The organism is Corynebacterium sp. LaCa78, from assembly GCF_046717505.1.
In the GTDB taxonomy this organism is placed as follows: domain Bacteria; phylum Actinomycetota; class Actinomycetes; order Mycobacteriales; family Mycobacteriaceae; genus Corynebacterium.
In genome coordinates this window covers 2,217,140-2,232,770 of the sequence record NZ_CP177112.1, presented here as the reverse complement: position 1 = coordinate 2,232,770, position 15,631 = coordinate 2,217,140, and the positions used below count along the sequence as shown (strand labels likewise).

Sequence of the window (15,631 nt, the reverse complement as noted above, 5' to 3'; positions counted from 1 at the left end):
GCGGTAGCTGTAGACATTTGTAGTGCGCACTTCATGAAGGCATCGCCGAAAAGGCAGAAGCCCCTTTTAACAGGGATCGCTGAAGTCTGCGTTGTTATTTAGGGATCGGGCGTTGCCGCCGTACGTCGCCTTGAGCTCGCAGACTTTGTCCACGCTGTGGCCGGCGTCGAAGTAGATCGCATATGCTGTGCCGCCGTCGACTTGGCCGCGGAGAGAACTACAGGCATTACCGGAAAGAATCTTAGAACCCGGGTATTTGTTTTGTACGCGTTGCGTCTCTGCTGACGGATCTTCGCCCAACGGAATGATGGCAGACTCGACGATCATGATGTAGCGGCCATCGCATTGATCATTCCCAGTGGATTGATCGGAGCGGATCTGAGTTTCCGTTGTCGTCTTTGTCGCAGGTCCAGGTTTCTCTGCCGCCGCGTCCTCATCCTCGTTTTCTTCTTGAGACGTGGTGACAGGGACAAAGGCGTCGAGGTCAGTGGAATCAGCCGAATCGCTGTTATTCGTGAGCGCCCACGTGACACCGGCAGTGATTGCGATGATGGCAATGATGGCGAGGACGATCATCGCCAAGCGTGCGGCCTTGCCACTTTTCCCAGCATTACCTGTCGAATCTCCGGTGGGGGAAGAGGAATTCCACGATTGGTGCTGAGAGGGATCCGGCTGACTCAAAGAATTATTAGCCAACGAAGGAGCTCCTTTGCATGCTTTGGTTGGAGGATGAAGTAGAAAACTTGATGAGAATTAATTAAGTCGCGCCATACTATATCCATCTGCTGTGCATGAATTCATCTTGGTCGAAGAGGTGCAGCGCGATTTTCAGTGCCTTAGGGCCAACTAAGAAGTTGGACTTTTGTACGGTGGGTGTGTCCTAGTAACTAGGCAGGTTGTCACTAGCATGGCTCGATTTTCTCGATAAGATCTTCTGGCACATTTTCTTCCTCCAAAGTGCTGCGGGTATAGCATGCAATTTCCGCTGGATGGATCATGCCATCCGGGCGCAGCCTATCCCAGCCGTTGCCACTCCACTGGAAGAGCGAGAAATGCGAGGTGCCAGATTCGGCCACATAAAGCCAGCTGTCATCGCAATGTAACTGGATGGGCCGATGGAGTTGGCCAATTGCTTCCCCGTAGTAACTGCCACATTTTTCTTCCGTGGATATGTTCTTTTCTTTCGATTCTTCCTTCGTGGAAGCCCCCTCTTCCTGCTTTTGAGGCGCTGGGTCGTCCGCGGTGGCGGTGGATTCATCTTCCTCCGGACCGGGCGCATTCTTAGCGGAAGATTCTTGTAAATCAGAAAATGCAGGCTCCGCAGCCTCATTGGTAGAGCTTGCCGGTCTATTAAAGGAAAAGGTCACTCCCGCCACCAAGGCAATAACAGCGATGATAGCGATGGTGATCATCACGATTCGCTTGCCTTTACTTTTTTCGGTGCCTTCCTGGGCCTTGGCGCGCGGCCCAGCGTCCGGCGACGAGCCTGCTTTTGCGGCGGGGGATGATTCTGGTTCCTGCGAAGGGTTGTTCTTGCTCACGAGAGGTTCCTTAGACTAAAGCGCAGCTTCAAGCTAGAGATATGAATGGGTGTACGGAAAAGACTGTCCTTAAACCATAGCTGGGACATTGGGGGCTTGTCGCTCGAATTCTAGAACTCGGGCGCAGCCGAAAACAGTGCTGCCAACGGTGCGGAAGGAAAAGCATCTGTGCAGGCGAGTCCATCGACCACGTGGGGTGCAGGTATTGTCGCAGGCATGGAAAATTTATCTGGACGAACACTATTCCTCGCCGCTGTGGACGCCGAAGCTGCGCACATTCCAGACGGTGAAGCGCTGCTCATTACAGGTATCGGCACGGTTCCAGCCGCGATTTCCCTGACCGAGGTACTGGCAGAGGCCCGCGCTAACGATGCATTGCCCGAGCGCGTGGTCAATATCGGTACAGCAGGCGCGCTTGTCGATGGCATGGATGGCGTCTTCGAGATCAATAAAGTAACCAAACACGATTTCAAGCTAGAAGTGCTTACCGATATCAGCCGTTACCTCCTGCCAGAATTCATTGAGCTGGAGACCTCCGGCGAGCTTCCGGCACGCGGGCTGGCCACCGGTGACATGTTTGTCTCTACTACCGCAATGCGCAATGAGCTGGTGAAAAAATCCCAGCTGTGCGATATGGAGGGCTATTCTATTGCCGCTACCTGCCAGCGCTTTGGTGTGCCTTGCACGCTATTGAAGCAGGTCTCTGATTCCGCTAATGAGGAATCGATGGGCACCTGGGCTGGCGTCTTGGACCGCAGCGCCCGCCAGTTGGCCGCCGCCGCAGCCGATTTAGGCTTCTTGCGCTAAAAGGTACCACCATTGCCTTCCTCGCCGTTTCGCACGGCGGAGGAAGGGCGGGGGAAGGGCGGATTCTTTAAGTCAGCGGGCTCATGGCTGCGAAAAGCTGTTTTACCTTTTTGCGAGGAGACTCTTCGAGGGGGCTCTCGCTGTCGCCTTCTTCGCCGGTGCGCTTGGTCTCAGGGTCTGTATTGTCCGCGTCCTCAGCTTCGTCGTCTTTGGACGTGGACTTGGAACCGGTGACGATGTCAATGTCATCGGGGGAGACCTCACCGGCGCGCAGGGCGGCCATCTCTGCGTGGTAGCGCAGGACAACGGTAATGGTGGCGGCGACTGGCACGGCGAGGAAAGCACCGACGATGCCGGCCAGGGTGGAGCCCACGGTGATGGAGAGCAAGACGATGGCCGCGTGCAGGCCCATGGCCTTGGATTGCAGGATGGGCTGGAGGACGTTGCTTTCTACCTGCTGGACAATGATGATGAGCGCCAGTGCGAGCAGCGCATTGGTCAGGCCGTTGGATACCAAGGCGATAATGACGGCTAAGGCGCCAGCGGTGACGGCACCGATGATGGGGATAAAGCCCGCGAAGAAGGTGATGACGGCGATGGCCAGTGCCAGTGGGACCTGGAGAACCCAGAGGCCGAGGCCGATAAAGACGGCATCGACAAGCGCGACTAGGGCTTGGGCCTGAATGAAGCCAGACAGCGTCTTCCACACGCGGGAGGTAAGTTCCGTGATGTGCCAGGCGGCGGAGTTACCGGTGTATTTGCGCAACCAGGGCAGGAACCTATCGCCGTCTTTAATGATGAAGAAGGTGATAAAGAGCATGATGACGGTGGCTACCGCAATGGAGCTGGCCATGGAGAAACCGGAAAGCACGCCGGTGGCGATGGTGGAGGCCTGGCCCTTGGCAAAGGACACGATGTCCTCGAGGACCGATTGCAGTTGGTCCACCTCAATATCCAGCGGGGAATCATTGACCATCTTGGTCAGCTGCATAATGCCGGCTTCGGCCTCATTAATAAGCACCTTGGACTGTGCGGTGACCATGGGCGCCATGGCAGCAAAGATGCCACCGAAAATAACCACCAAGCCCAAAAGCGTCGTGACCGCTGCCAGCGTGCGGGGAAAGCCCTTGGAGCGCAGCCAGGCGCTGACCGGATAAAGCACCGTCGAGACCAAGATGGCGAGGATAACCGGCAGCAGGCCCACCCAAATAAAGCGCAGCAGGAAACCCGCTAGCCCCAATCCTGCGACGATGAGGATAAAGCACACCGAAATCTTGGCCATGCTGCGGAAGTCCTTGGCCAGCACGGCGGACTTATTATCGCGATTGGCGGGATCGGCGGTGGCTACCTCCGCGCCTAACTGGGACTCATCGGGGGAGACTAGCGGCGCGGCATAGGGGTTCTTCGCATCGGCTTTGCGGTTGACGGAGTTTTGCTCGAGCGCCGACGGGTACTGCGCGCGCTGCGCCGCGTCCTGGCCCGGGTGCTGCCCGGCACCGTTAGGGGAGTGGTTATCTGGCGTAGTCATTCATCTACTATGCCACAGGAAACCACCTAGAGATAGCGCAGGAAAAGCAGAGAAAAAGATAGCGCCCCACCCAACTCCCAGCAAGAAAGCGGGAGAAGGTGGGGCGCTTACTCAATCTGCCGCGACGGGCAGCAATCGGCGTATTAGTCGCGCAGGTTGCCCACGTTGCGGATGATGCCGAAGCGGTGCATGGTCACGGAGACTGCCTGCTCGAGGAGGTAAGGCATGAGCTCACGGCGGCCATCGGCAAGCACGGGCTGGTCCAGTACCACGGAGTTGGAGCGCACCGCTGCCTCGTAGACGGAATCCGGTACGGTGCCCAGGGCACGCACGCGGGAGGACTCGTCATTGGCCACGGCGGCAGCGAAGGAACCATCAGAAATGGACTTCACGTCGAAGCCGCGCTCCTGCAGCTGGGCGGCAACCTCTGGGGCGGCGGAGATTTCCGTCTCGGTGCCGGTAATCCCGGAAGCCAGTACCTGGCGGGCAACATCGCGCAGCTTGTAGTCCTCGCCCACGCGGATGCGCAGCTTGGTGAGCAGCGGGCGGTAGCGGAAGCGGTTGGCTTCAGCGACCAGCGCGGTGCGGTCGTGGGTGCGGCCGAATTCCTCGAGCCACGCAATCCGGTCCAGCTCGGCGGCGCGCCAGAGCCATTCCAGATCGTCCTGGCTGAGCTCATCAGAAAGCTCATCGCGCAGGCGCTGCAGAATCTTTACGCTGGCTGGGGCGATATCCACGTCGCGCGGCTTGAGTTCGCCATCGGTCCAGGTGCCCATCTGGGCTACGTAGTTAGGGCCGCCGGCCTTCGCACCCGGTCCCATGACGGACTTCTTCCAGCCACCGAAGGACTGGCGCTGAACAATCGCGCCGGTAATGCCGCGGTTGACGTAGGCGTTGCCCACCTCAACGTTGTCGATCCAGTACTCGATTTCCTTGTCATCCAGGGAGTGGATGCCGCCGGTCAGGCCATAGCCGGTGCTGTTTTGCCAAGCGATGGCCTCTTCCAAGGTATCGGCGTACATGATGCCGAGGATGGGGCCGAAGCACTCATTCTTGTGGTACCAAGAGCCCGGCTGGACATTATCGCGAATACCCGGGGACCACAGGGTGCCTTCCTCGTTGAGTTTCTCTGGCTTCAGCAGCCACTTCTCGCCCGGCTCCAGCTGGGTCAGGCCGCGCAGCAGCTTCTCACTCGGCTTTTCAGCCAGGCCATTCATCGTGGTGGTGATGTCATAGCCCGGGCCAGGCTTCAAGGTCTTGACGGAATCCAGCAGCTGCTCGCGCAGGCGCTTGGACTTGCCCGCAGCGCCGACGAAAATCACCAGCGAGGCGGCCGAACACTTCTGGCCGGAGTGGCCGAAGGCGGAGTTGTACAGGTCCTGGATGGCCAGGTCTGGGTCGGCGGCCGGGGTGATGACCAGCGCGTTCTTACCGGAGGTCTCTGCCATCAGGTTCATCTTGGGCTTCCAGGAGCGGAAGAGCGCGCCGGTATCGGACGCACCGGTCAAAATGATGTTGTCCACGTCATCGTGGGAGAGCAGGGCCTTGCCGGCATCGCCTTCATCAGTAAGCACCAGCTGCACCAGATCCGGGTCCAGGCCTTCTGCTTCGAGTGCGGTGCGGAAGGCCTCAACCACCATCTTGCCGCAGTGGACCACCTGGGGAGCAGGCTTGACGATGACCGCCGAGCCCGCCGCCAAGGAGGCCGCAATGCCGCCGGTAGGAATGGCGATGGGGAAGTTCCACGGTGGGGTCACCACGGTGACGGTGTGCGGGTGGAACTCGGAGTGTGCCTCTTCCAAGAAGCGGGCGGACTGGCCGTAGTAGGTGCAGAAGTCAATGGCTTCCGAGACCTCCGGGTCGGTCTGGGTGACCGTCTTATTTGCCTCGTAGGCTGCCACTGAGATGAAGTCCCCGCGCTTGGCTGCCAGCTGATCCGCGACGGCGTCCAGGGCTGCGGCGCGCTCTGCGGCGGGGCGCTTGCCCCATTCGGTGCCCAATTCCTTGGCGCGGGCGACGTAGCTTTCAACAGCCGATGGGTCGGTGACCTCTTGGACGCCGTGCTCACCGGGGTCATTTGCAAGCGCACGCTTGGCCCAGGTGCGGTTCGGGGTAATTGCCGGGTCCGTATCAGGCTCGTTCCTGAAGCGCCCGGAATCCGGTGCCTGGCGCCCGGAATCCTCGAGGCGGTTCTGGGTGCGGCGCGATCCAGCGAAGGTATCCCAGCGCTTGGCAACTGCCTTGCGGAAGGTCTCTTCCTGGCTTGCCAGTGGCTCCTCGCCCGGGGCGAAGAGGGCGTAAAGGAAGTTCTGCGGCGCGGAGTTTTCCTCCAAGCGGCGCACCAGGTAGGATACGGCGACGTCGAAATCATCCGCGTGCACCACGGGGGTGTAGAGGATCTGGCGGCCCTCGTAGACCTTGCGCACCGCTGCCTGCTGTGCCGGGGACATGCCCTGCAGCATCTCAGAATCCAGCATGTGCAGCACGCCGCGCTTTACGCCCAGCTCGTAGGCCATGGCGGCGGTGTACAGGTTGTGGCTGGCCACGCCGATGCGGATGCAGTCCGCGAATTCCTCCTGCAGGATGTAATCCAGCAGGCGGTAGTAGTTAGCGTCTACGTCCAGCTTGTTGGTGTAGGTAGCCAACGGCCAGTCGTGGACCTCGCTTTCTGCGGTCTCCATAGATAGATTGGCGCCCTTTACAATGCGCACCTTGACCTTGGCGCCGCCCTCTGCCACGCGCTGCTTGGCAAATTCCGCGATGTCCTGGAGGGCATCGAAGGTATCGGGCAGGTAAGCCTGCAACACGATGCCGGATTCCAGGTTCTTGAACTCCGGCTCGCTCAAAAGACTCTTGAAAAGGCGCAGCGTCAGGTGGAGGTCGTGGTATTCCTCCATGTCCATGTTGATAAAGACCTGTGGGTTGCGGCGTGCGGCCTCCTGGTAGAGCGGGCGCAGGCGGTCCTTCAATCGCTCTACGGAACTGCCGATGTCCCAGTTGTTCAGCTGCGCCACCATCGAGGACGCCTTGACGGATACGTAGGTCACGCGCGGGTTTTTGATGAGGTCCAGCGTGCGGCGCGCGCGGGACTGTGCTTCCTCTTCACCAAGGACGGCCTCACCCAGGAGGTTGAGGTTCAATTGTTCGCCGGAAGCGGCGGCCTTTTCCAGGGTGTCATTGAGTGCATCCGATTCCGCGTCCAGCACCAAGTGGCCAACCATCTTGCGCATGTACAGGCGCGCTACCGGCATAACCAGGTTAGGCAGGATCGGGCCGAAGAAACCGCCGGCACCGACGAGCGCGCCATTGATGCTGCCCAAGAAGGAAGGATCGTACTGGGAAGAAATGTCCTTCAGCGCCTTGGCTGCAACCTTGTCATCCTTTGGGCGCATGACGCGGTCAACGAAGTCCATGGTGAACTTCACGCCATTGTCATCGCGCAACAGCTCCGCGAGCTGCTCGGTGGCCTTGTCCTTTTCATCCGCGGTCGAATCGAGCCAGCCTTGTGCGCGCTTAATGGCGGCAGGCAGTACGGCCTCAACATCATCAGATAGTGGCGTGCGGGTGTATGCGGGAGAAGTCATGTGAAATTCAACCTCTTTTTCGAAACGTGTACTTCCAGGTTGGTGGCCAACCCACACCGCGGTGTGGCCTTTGTTCTGTGACTTTTAGCGCCGGGGGCAGAAAGTGGCTGGTAAGTCTATGAAAGTTAGAAAGCATGCGGCGATTAGGTCTCCGCATACCTGGCAATGAGTGGAACACGCGGGTTGCGCGCGCCGCTGCTCGGTGGTTTAAACCAAGCGAATCAGCAAGCCATAGTGCTACCGGTAGTGAGGACCGGGGGCCTGTCGCTATGGCGGCGGACGCGTGCCAAGTTGGTGTTCAACACTCACCTGCTTTCTACACTATGGCGATGTGGAGCTAGGGGGGAGGCAGGAATGAAAGCCCAGTAGTGGTTTCCTATACCGGTCCTAGCAAGGGCATCACCGGCCGAATGACGCCGAATGATGCGCGGGAAATGCTATGTAGTTGTGTGTGAAATCAATTATAGGGTTGTCGATATAGTGATGCTAGTCTCGGTAGCAAAATCGGCAGTGGGGGTATAAAGGTAAAAAAGAAAACCCCAGCATGTGGGGTTTTAAGGGGGGTGGGGCCACGATTAGGGGTGAGAGCCATTCACGCCTATACAGCTATTTGCCGTACCCCGCTTTTAGTGCCTTGACCGCTAGTTCGAGACGAGACTTGGCGTGAAATTCGGTTAACAGGCTAGAAACATATTTCTTTACCGTTCCCGGAGCATAGTGAGTGCTTTTTGCGATCTCTTCGTTGGATTTTCCCTCGCATACTAAATCGAGAATCTGAGCTTGAGCAGGCGAAATATGGTGCTCAGAGGCGGAAACCGCAGACGTAGATTGAGTATCGTTTTCGCTCCAGCCAGGCATTTGTTGGAATAAGCGCGTTAAAGGTTGGGGAGCCACGACCGTGCCGCCGCGGACGGCCTCGCGCACCGTGTCCAAAATATAGGCCGGCTTCGAGCTTTTTAGGATATAGGCTGCCGCCTTATTGGACAGGACTTCCCTTAGGGTGTCGTCATTATCCATTGCGGTCATAGCAATGAATACCGGTGGATTAGGCAGCTCATTAAGCTCGCGCAGCAATGCTGTGCCGTCCATCTCCGGCATATGAATATCCGCGATGACGGCATCGACATCGTGTTGTTCTAGCTGCTGTAATGCGGCTTTCCCATTTTCTGCGACGGCGCTGATTTCCATATCTTCGGCCGCAGCGAAATAGTGGCCGAGTGCCTCGATGACTAGTGGATCATCATCGACTAGGAGCAGCGAAGTTTTTACTTGAAGCACCATGGGGCTGGGCAGCCGAAGACGAGCTCTGCCGAGGACTCGTACTTATTGTTTTGCGGAAGATCGCCGGGGGTGAGGTCTGCGCCAAAGAGAGAGGCGGACAGTATGAGGGGCGCGAGAAAGCTAGCGAGGGCAGCCTGCATTGCACGACTCCTTTATATAAAAACCGGATTTATAAGAAACATACGTAAGTGTAGTAAAGGAATGGTGGCGCTGCCAGCGAAGGTGGCTGAACTAACGTTCTTCATGCGCAGACGGGGGCAGCGCGAGCGTGAGCTCCCAGTATTCATCGACACGACCTGCCTCCAGCCGAGCATCGATAGTTGCCGCAAGGCGCGTCATCGAATTAATTCCTATGCCGGAGGAAGTCTCCGGCGTGGTGCTCGTTGGCTTGGCAATAGGGTTGCGGATAGTAAGAATCGTCCATCCCAAATGTGGTTGGGCCGATACGGTAATTTCCGCCCCAGGTGGCGAGTACTTGACGGCGTTGAGGCAAGCCTCCCTGGTGATGGCTACGACCGAGTCAAGAACAGAAGGAGAAAACTGGGGGCAAAAATCTTCTCCGCTTACCTTAATGATTGGCGTGCGGTTGAGCTTTGATAGCTGTTCTTCTTCCCAGGCCAGTACCTGTGCAAGGCTTGTAGGGCGTGGTGCTTGATTAAAACTGAATTCGTCGTTGATGCCGTCAATATTGGAACGCAAGACTTTGGTTAAAGTGCGTATTTCAGACATCGACGAGCGCATTGCATCGCTTAATTCATCGAGGCGGCGGCTGAGCCCCGGTGTGCTGGCATATTCCAAGCTGAGCGCTTCTAGCTGCATGGTATTGACGGTAAGGCTGGAAATTACTGAGTTATGCAGGGTTTCAGCTAGGTCGGACTGTCGGCGCTTGACATCGTTATTCCACTCCACCATGGCGGTTTTATAGCGCCGTGCGGAATGGGCGAGTGAGCTGCCGATGAAGGTGCTAATGACCAAGAAAATTCCCCAGACCAGTGCCGGTGTTGGATTGAGGACTGGCCGCAACGTACTAGGATCTACCAGTCCTACCAGCCAAAACACTACGCAGAGAAGAATCGACTGCCACTTGGTGCTGCGAAAAGCGAATACGGCAAGGAATACCGGGGCTAAGAAAACGGAACTGGCGTAGGGGATACCCACGGTAAGGATGGCAATAATCCAAATTGCCAGAAACCCCACTGCCATCGTCTTCGGGTATCGATAGGCAGATGTAGTGATGGCCGTCAAAATTAACCCGACGATTGCCGCTGAAAGTTGGTGTTTAGTTGGGGTGAGAAATGCGGCGAAAAGGGTAAGAGCCAAGCAAATGATGGCGATCAGCGCTGCGGTGCGCTGTAGGGTCATCGCCGCCCGAAGGCGGTGGCGAAATGGAAGTGGCGGGGTGAAAGTCACGGTGGAATGCGCCTCTTTGGGGCTCAGGCTGAATAGTTGTGAAAAAGCTTGTGGCGTCTCGCACCTAGCTTAAGGCCTGGAAGCGTGAAACCAGCAAATGAAAACAACTAAACCCCGCACCTTCCGGTGCGAGGTTTAAAACCTGCGTGGAAAAGTGCGGGGGTTTAGTCGGTCTTCATGAAGGAGTGTAAACGCGAAGGTTTACTTAAGCGTTAGCTGCGGTTTCGGTAGCAGCGTCAGCGTTGTCCTTGGAGGACAGGCCCTCGATTACGGAGGACAGGTCCACGGAGTCGGAGTTGGACTCGGAGGACAGCTCAGCAGCGCCCTTGATGGCCTTGAAGATTGCCTCGAAATCGAGGGAGGAGCTGAGGTTTACGAGGGTGTCGAGCATGGACGTTTCCTTTCGAATTGGCGGAGTGAAACTACAAATCAATCTCTCTCTGGGTAGCAACCAGTGGCTGCTGTGGTTTCCAGTATGTGCGAGTTAAATACGCCTGCCAAGCCTCTTTTGGATCCTTTGTGAGGTAACTTTTGGCCACCTTTTTACGGCCCTTTGGGGAGCTTTTGGGTGTGGAAGAGTTTGTTTTAAAAGGTAGTTCACTCCTGTTTGAAGCAGTAGGAGGGAGTGGAGTTTGAGGCTAAGAGCTGGGAAAATGGAACAATTTTTGAGGAGGGTTGAGCCGGCGGGAATAAGATTTGAGTGTGGGAGGTTATAAAGATTGAGTGACACAGGCTCAAGAATTTATGAACGAGTTTGCAACTTCTGTTAGAGTAGCGCTCGGACGCAACGAGAAGTTGAGTCACTCACAATCAACTTTATTAACTGCACTCGATAAAAAGGAGAATGAATCATGGGACGCGCAGTAGGTATTGACCTTGGTACGACGAACTCCGTCGTTTCCGTACTGGAAGGTGGCGAGTCCACCGTTATCGCTAACTCCGAAGGCTCCCGCACCACGCCTTCCGTTGTAGCGTTTGCTAAGAACGGCGAAATCCTGGTTGGTCAGTCCGCCAAGAACCAGGCCGTGACCAACGTGGACCGCACCATCCGCTCCGTCAAGCGCCACATTGGTACTGACTGGACCGTCAACATTGATGACAAGGACTACACCTCCCAGGAGATTTCCGCTCGCACGCTGATGAAGCTGAAGCGCGATGCAGAGTCCTACTTGGGAGAGGATGTTACGGACGCCGTTATTACCGTCCCTGCATACTTCGAGGACGCACAGCGCCAGGCCACCAAGGAAGCCGGCCAGATTGCCGGCCTGAACGTCCTGCGCATCGTCAACGAGCCCACCGCGGCTGCACTTGCATACGGCCTGGAAAAGGGCGAGCAAGAGCAGACCATCCTGGTCTTTGACCTGGGTGGCGGCACCTTCGACGTGTCCCTGCTGGAAATCGGCGATGGCGTCGTTGAGGTTATGGCTACTGCAGGTGACAACACCTTGGGTGGCGATGACTGGGACCAGCGCATCGTTGACTGGCTGGTGGACCGCTTCAAGAGCTCCCAGGGCGTTGACCTGACCAAGGATAAGCGCGCCGTGCAGCGTCTGCGCGAGGCTGCAGAGAAGGCCAAGATTGAGCTGTCCTCCTCCCAGCAGGCCAACATCAACCTGCCTTACATCACCGTTGACTCCGACAAGAACCCACTGTTCTTGGACGAGACCCTGACCCGTACCGAGTTCCAGAAGATCACCCAGGATCTGCTGGACCGCACCAAGGCTCCATTCAACCAGGTCATCAAGGATGCTGACCTTTCCGTCGGCGATATCGACCACGTTGTGCTGGTCGGCGGTTCCACCCGTATGCCGGCCGTATCTGACCTGGTCAAGGAGCTGACCAGCAAGGAACCGAACAAGGGCGTTAACCCGGACGAGGTCGTTGCAGTAGGTGCTGCCCTCCAGGCAGGCGTGCTGCGCGGCGAGGTTAAGGACGTGCTGCTTCTCGATGTCACCCCGCTTTCCCTCGGCATTGAGACCAAGGGCGGCGTGATGACCAAGCTTATCGAGCGCAACACCACCATCCCGACCAAGAAGTCCGAGACCTTCACCACCGCAGAAGACAACCAGCCTTCCGTGCAGATTCAGGTCTTCCAGGGCGAGCGCGAGATGGCTACCGCCAACAAACTGCTGGGTTCCTTCGAGCTCGGCGGCATCGCACCGGCACCTCGCGGCGTGCCCCAGATTGAGGTCACCTTCGATATCGACGCCAACGGCATCGTCCACGTGACCGCCAAGGACAAGGGCACCGGCAAGGAAAACACCATCAAGATCCAGGAAGGCTCCGGCCTTTCGCAGGAAGAGATCGACCGCATGGTTAAGGACGCCGAGCAGCACGCTGAGGAAGACAAGAAGCGTCGCGAGGAGCAGGAGCTGCGCAATAACGCAGAGTCCACCTCCTACCAGACCCGCAAGTTCTTGGAGGATAACGAGGACAAGGTCTCTGAGGACACCAAGACCAAGGTCACCGAGGCTGCTGACGCCGTGGACGAGGCACTGAAGGGCGATGATCTCGATGCCATCAAGTCCGCAGTAGAGAAGCTGTCCACCGAATCCCAGGAGATGGGCAAGCAGATCTACGAGGCACAGGCTGCAGAGGGCGGCGCCGAGGGTGCTGGCGATGCCGGCGCCGCACAGGGCGACCCAAACGTGGTCGACGCTGAAGTTGTGGACGAAGACGAGAACTCCGACGACAACAAGGACGGCGACAAGTAATGACTCAGGACAGCGGAATGCCGCAAAACCCAGGCGACCCGGAAAACACGGATCCGGAGGCTACCTCGGCTGACCGCGCTGAGGCTGCCGCCGAAAAGGCCGAGGAAGCACAGGCTGCCAACGACGCACAGGCTGATGCCTCCGAAGAAGCCAAATTGGATCCCACCCTTGATGCTGACCTCGAAGACGCGCTGGCTGATGTCAACGCCGATGAGGTCGAGGCCGAGGAGGAGGGCGATGAGCTCACCTCCACCGGCGCTGCCACCAATGATGTGGAGGCGCAGTTGGCAGAACGCACGGAAGACCTGCAGCGTCTGAATGCGGAATACACCAACTACCGCCGCCGCACCGAGCGTGACCGCCAATCCGTTATCGAAACCGCGAAGGCAAAGGTCATTAGTGACTTGCTGCCGGTGCTCGATGACCTCGATTTGGCCAAGCAGCACGGTGACCTGGAGGGCCCGCTCAAGGCGGTTGCGGATAAGCTCCGCAAGGGCCTAGAGCAGCACAACCTCACCGCCTTTGGTGAAGAGGGCGAACCCTTCGACCCAGAGATGCACGAGGCCGTGCAGGATTTGTCCTCCGGCGATGAGCAGGTGCTCGGCACCGTGCTGCGCCAGGGCTACCGCGTAGGCGAGAGGCTGGTGCGCAACGCGCTGGTCATCATCGCGGACCCCGGTGAGGATTCCGGCAGTTCGGAAGGCACCGAACAAGCCGATTAATCCGGGAAAAGGGCGCCTTGGGAACTGACTGATTCAACTTCCCCCGGCGCCCTTTTTTACTAATTACAACCGATTCTTCTTGAAAGGAGGAGATGCCCAGTGAGCGCTAAACCCGAATGGGCAGACAAAGATTATTATGCGGATCTGGGGGTCTCCTCGTCCGCAGACCAAAGCGAGATCAAGCGCGCGTACCGCAAGCTTGCCCGCGAAAACCACCCCGATACCCACCCCGATGACCCCGCGGCAGCGGACCGGTTCAAGCGGGTTGCGGAAGCATACGATGTGCTTTCCGATGCCTCCGAACGCAAAGAATACGACCAGTTCAAGGCCATGCTGCGCAATGGCGGTGGCTTCGGACGGAACGGAGGCGCCGGCTTTCCCGGCGGGTTTCGATCCACGAACATGGGTGGACAAGGTACGCAAGACTTCGACCTCTCGGACCTCTTCGGAGGTGCCACTGGAGGATCGTCTCAAGGCGGCGGTTTTGGGGATATCTTCGGTAGCGTTTTCAACCGCAGCGGTAGTGCTGGCCACTCAGCTAAACCGTCGCGGGGGGCCGACGTCGAAACGGAAATAACCCTCGATTTCCGCGAGGCCGCCAAGGGGACCACCATCCCGCTGGCCTTAAGCGGTAACGCGCCGTGCACCACGTGCCATGGCTCGGGTTCTTCCTCCGGCAAGACCTCAACGTGCGGGACCTGCAATGGCTCCGGATACACCTCGGAAAACCGCGGTGCCTTCGGCTTCTCCGCGCCGTGCAAGGATTGCGATGGCACGGGCCGCCGCATCACAGATCCGTGCCCAGACTGCAACGGCACCGGAACGGTGCACCGCACCCGGAACATCACGGTCCGCATCCCCGCCGGCGTCATCGACGGCCAAAAGGTCCGTATCGCCGGCCAAGGCGAGGCAGGCCCGAATGGCACCCCGGCCGGTGACCTCTTCGTTGCGGTCACCGTCAGGCCTGACAAGGTCTTTACCCGCGACGGCGACGATATCCACATCACCGTCCCCGTCTCGTTTGCCGAGCTCGCCCTTGGTGACACCATCACGGTTCCTACCTTGGATAGCCCGGTCCGCGTGAAGATCCCGGCTGGCACCCCGGATGGCCGCACCCTGCGCGTGCGTGGGCGCGGCATTGCCAAGCGCGCCGGCAAGGCTGGCGACCTCTTGGTGAGCGTGCAGGTCACCGTGCCTTCCAAGCTCGATGCCGCGGCCTCCAGCGCCCTGCGTACCTATGCACAAGCCGAAAAGGACTCTGGCTTTAATCCCCGCGCAGACTGGGCCGGCGCGGAGAGCAATTAAGGCAGGAGGTGCATTGCACAATGAGTACTGGAAAGGCAGAAGGCTCCGCCACTGCGGTCTACGTCATTTCCGTGGCCGCCGAGCTTTCCGGGATGCACGCCCAAACCCTGCGCACCTATGACCGCATGGGTTTGGTCTCCCCGGCCCGCACTCGCGGCGGTGGCCGCCGTTATTCGGATCGCGATATTGAATTGCTCCGCAAGATTCAGGCGCTGTCGCAAGACGATGGCGTCAACCTTGCCGGCATCAAATCCATCATCGAGTTAACCGAAGAGCGCGACCAGCTCGAGGCCGAACGCGATGCGCTTGCCGATGAGGTCCGCACCCTCCGCGACCAGCTCGCCGCCGGGCAGCGCCCGGGGGCACAGCACCCCCAAGCCCAGGGGCAGCACGCCCGCGGCGCACAAGGCCCACAAGGCTCGCGGACCCCGGTGCGTTCTCAACGCAGCGGTGAGCTCGTCCACGTTCCGCGGTCTACCTCCGTGGTGATGTGGAGCCCGCGCACCGCGCGCGATCGCAAACGCAATCGCCGAAACAACGGTAGCGAAACCGGATAAACCGCCTAACTCGTCCTGCGGACGAGAAACCTCAACTAAAACCCTCCATACCTTTTACGGCGTAGCGCCCGCACAGGAATGGAGGGTTTATCTCTGCCTAAAAGTCCCTCACCCCGGAAATGCCACACCCGCACAACCGGACTTTGGGCGGTGAAGAAATGTTAATTTCTCACCCCTATTTA

At 58.4% G+C, this 15,631-nt stretch carries 13 protein-coding genes; 5 read left to right on the top strand and 8 right to left on the bottom strand.

Going from position 1 to position 15,631, the window contains the following annotated elements:
* Positions 1-66: 66 nt before the first annotated feature.
* Together ACLI1O_RS10685 and ACLI1O_RS10680 are read right to left on the bottom strand one after the other, a co-directional pair.
* Positions 67-696 (bottom strand): hypothetical protein, encoded by a 630-nt coding sequence (locus tag ACLI1O_RS10685; RefSeq protein ID WP_284771658.1) that lies wholly within the window; start codon positions 694-696, stop codon positions 67-69.
* A 206-nt stretch (positions 697-902) separates the two neighbouring features.
* Positions 903-1,541 carry a hypothetical protein gene (locus tag ACLI1O_RS10680; protein ID WP_284771659.1) on the bottom strand — a complete coding sequence of 213 codons (639 nt, stop codon included), beginning with the start codon at positions 1,539-1,541 and terminating at the stop codon, positions 903-905.
* A gap of 216 nt (positions 1,542-1,757) precedes the next feature.
* Here ACLI1O_RS10680 and ACLI1O_RS10675 point away from each other — a divergent pair, with 216 nt between their 5' ends.
* A complete protein-coding gene (locus ACLI1O_RS10675; protein ID WP_411706848.1) occupies positions 1,758-2,348 on the top strand; it encodes a nucleosidase in 591 nt (196 codons plus the stop codon).
* Positions 2,349-2,415: 67 nt separating this feature from the next.
* On the opposite strand, the gene ACLI1O_RS10670 is transcribed toward ACLI1O_RS10675, so the two are convergent.
* The 6 genes from ACLI1O_RS10670 to ACLI1O_RS10645 all read right to left on the bottom strand — a co-directional run bounded on the left by ACLI1O_RS10670 (position 2,416) and on the right by ACLI1O_RS10645 (position 10,542).
* Positions 2,416-3,876, bottom strand: coding sequence for an AI-2E family transporter (locus tag ACLI1O_RS10670; protein WP_284771661.1), 1,461 nt, complete (start codon positions 3,874-3,876; stop codon positions 2,416-2,418).
* Between the two features lie 143 nt (positions 3,877-4,019).
* A complete protein-coding gene (locus ACLI1O_RS10665) occupies positions 4,020-7,460 on the bottom strand; it encodes a bifunctional proline dehydrogenase/L-glutamate gamma-semialdehyde dehydrogenase (protein ID WP_284849533.1) in 3,441 nt (1,146 codons plus the stop codon).
* Positions 7,461-8,066: 606 nt separating this feature from the next.
* The gene (locus ACLI1O_RS10660; protein WP_284771663.1) at positions 8,067-8,741 is read right to left on the bottom strand and encodes a response regulator transcription factor; all 675 of its coding nucleotides are present in this window, start codon (positions 8,739-8,741) and stop codon (positions 8,067-8,069) included.
* On the bottom strand, positions 8,726-8,881 hold the full coding sequence (locus ACLI1O_RS10655) for a hypothetical protein (RefSeq protein ID WP_411706847.1): 156 nt from the start codon (positions 8,879-8,881) through the stop codon (positions 8,726-8,728). The genes ACLI1O_RS10660 and ACLI1O_RS10655 overlap by 16 nt, the downstream gene beginning before the upstream one ends.
* 91 nt (positions 8,882-8,972) lie before the next feature.
* Complete coding sequence (locus tag ACLI1O_RS10650; protein WP_284771665.1) at positions 8,973-10,151, bottom strand: sensor histidine kinase; 1,179 nt, start codon at positions 10,149-10,151, stop codon at positions 8,973-8,975.
* Positions 10,152-10,356: 205 nt separating this feature from the next.
* A complete protein-coding gene (locus ACLI1O_RS10645; RefSeq protein WP_023024121.1) occupies positions 10,357-10,542 on the bottom strand; it encodes a hypothetical protein in 186 nt (61 codons plus the stop codon).
* A 460-nt stretch (positions 10,543-11,002) separates the two neighbouring features.
* Between ACLI1O_RS10645 and dnaK the strand changes: the two genes are divergently transcribed.
* From dnaK to ACLI1O_RS10625, 4 genes are all read left to right on the top strand, one after another.
* Positions 11,003-12,865: a molecular chaperone DnaK gene (dnaK, locus tag ACLI1O_RS10640; RefSeq protein WP_284849532.1), complete on the top strand. Its 1,863-nt coding sequence runs from the start codon at positions 11,003-11,005 to the stop codon at positions 12,863-12,865.
* The gene (gene grpE, locus ACLI1O_RS10635) at positions 12,865-13,587 is read left to right on the top strand and encodes a nucleotide exchange factor GrpE (RefSeq protein ID WP_284849531.1); all 723 of its coding nucleotides are present in this window, start codon (positions 12,865-12,867) and stop codon (positions 13,585-13,587) included. Before dnaK ends, grpE begins: the two co-directional genes overlap by 1 nt.
* 99 nt (positions 13,588-13,686) lie before the next feature.
* Positions 13,687-14,892 (top strand): molecular chaperone DnaJ, encoded by a 1,206-nt coding sequence (gene dnaJ, locus ACLI1O_RS10630; protein ID WP_411706846.1) that lies wholly within the window; start codon positions 13,687-13,689, stop codon positions 14,890-14,892.
* A gap of 20 nt (positions 14,893-14,912) precedes the next feature.
* Positions 14,913-15,449, top strand: coding sequence for a heat shock protein transcriptional repressor HspR (locus ACLI1O_RS10625; RefSeq protein WP_284771669.1), 537 nt, complete (start codon positions 14,913-14,915; stop codon positions 15,447-15,449).
* The last annotated feature ends 182 nt before the right edge of the window (positions 15,450-15,631 follow it).

Coding starts and splice junctions, on each gene's coding strand:
- ACLI1O_RS10625 (WP_284771669.1), top strand. CDS start 14,913: ATGAGTACTGGAAAGGCAGAAGGCTCCGCCACTGCGGTCTACGTCATT.
- dnaK (WP_284849532.1), top strand. CDS start 11,003: ATGGGACGCGCAGTAGGTATTGACCTTGGTACGACGAACTCCGTCGTT.
- ACLI1O_RS10675 (WP_411706848.1), top strand. CDS start 1,758: ATGGAAAATTTATCTGGACGAACACTATTCCTCGCCGCTGTGGACGCC.
- ACLI1O_RS10665 (WP_284849533.1), bottom strand. CDS start 7,460: ATGACTTCTCCCGCATACACCCGCACGCCACTATCTGATGATGTTGAG.
- ACLI1O_RS10645 (WP_023024121.1), bottom strand. CDS start 10,542: ATGCTCGACACCCTCGTAAACCTCAGCTCCTCCCTCGATTTCGAGGCA.
- ACLI1O_RS10670 (WP_284771661.1), bottom strand. CDS start 3,876: ATGACTACGCCAGATAACCACTCCCCTAACGGTGCCGGGCAGCACCCG.
- ACLI1O_RS10655 (WP_411706847.1), bottom strand. CDS start 8,881: ATGCAGGCTGCCCTCGCTAGCTTTCTCGCGCCCCTCATACTGTCCGCC.
- grpE (WP_284849531.1), top strand. CDS start 12,865: ATGACTCAGGACAGCGGAATGCCGCAAAACCCAGGCGACCCGGAAAAC.
- ACLI1O_RS10660 (WP_284771663.1), bottom strand. CDS start 8,741: ATGGTGCTTCAAGTAAAAACTTCGCTGCTCCTAGTCGATGATGATCCA.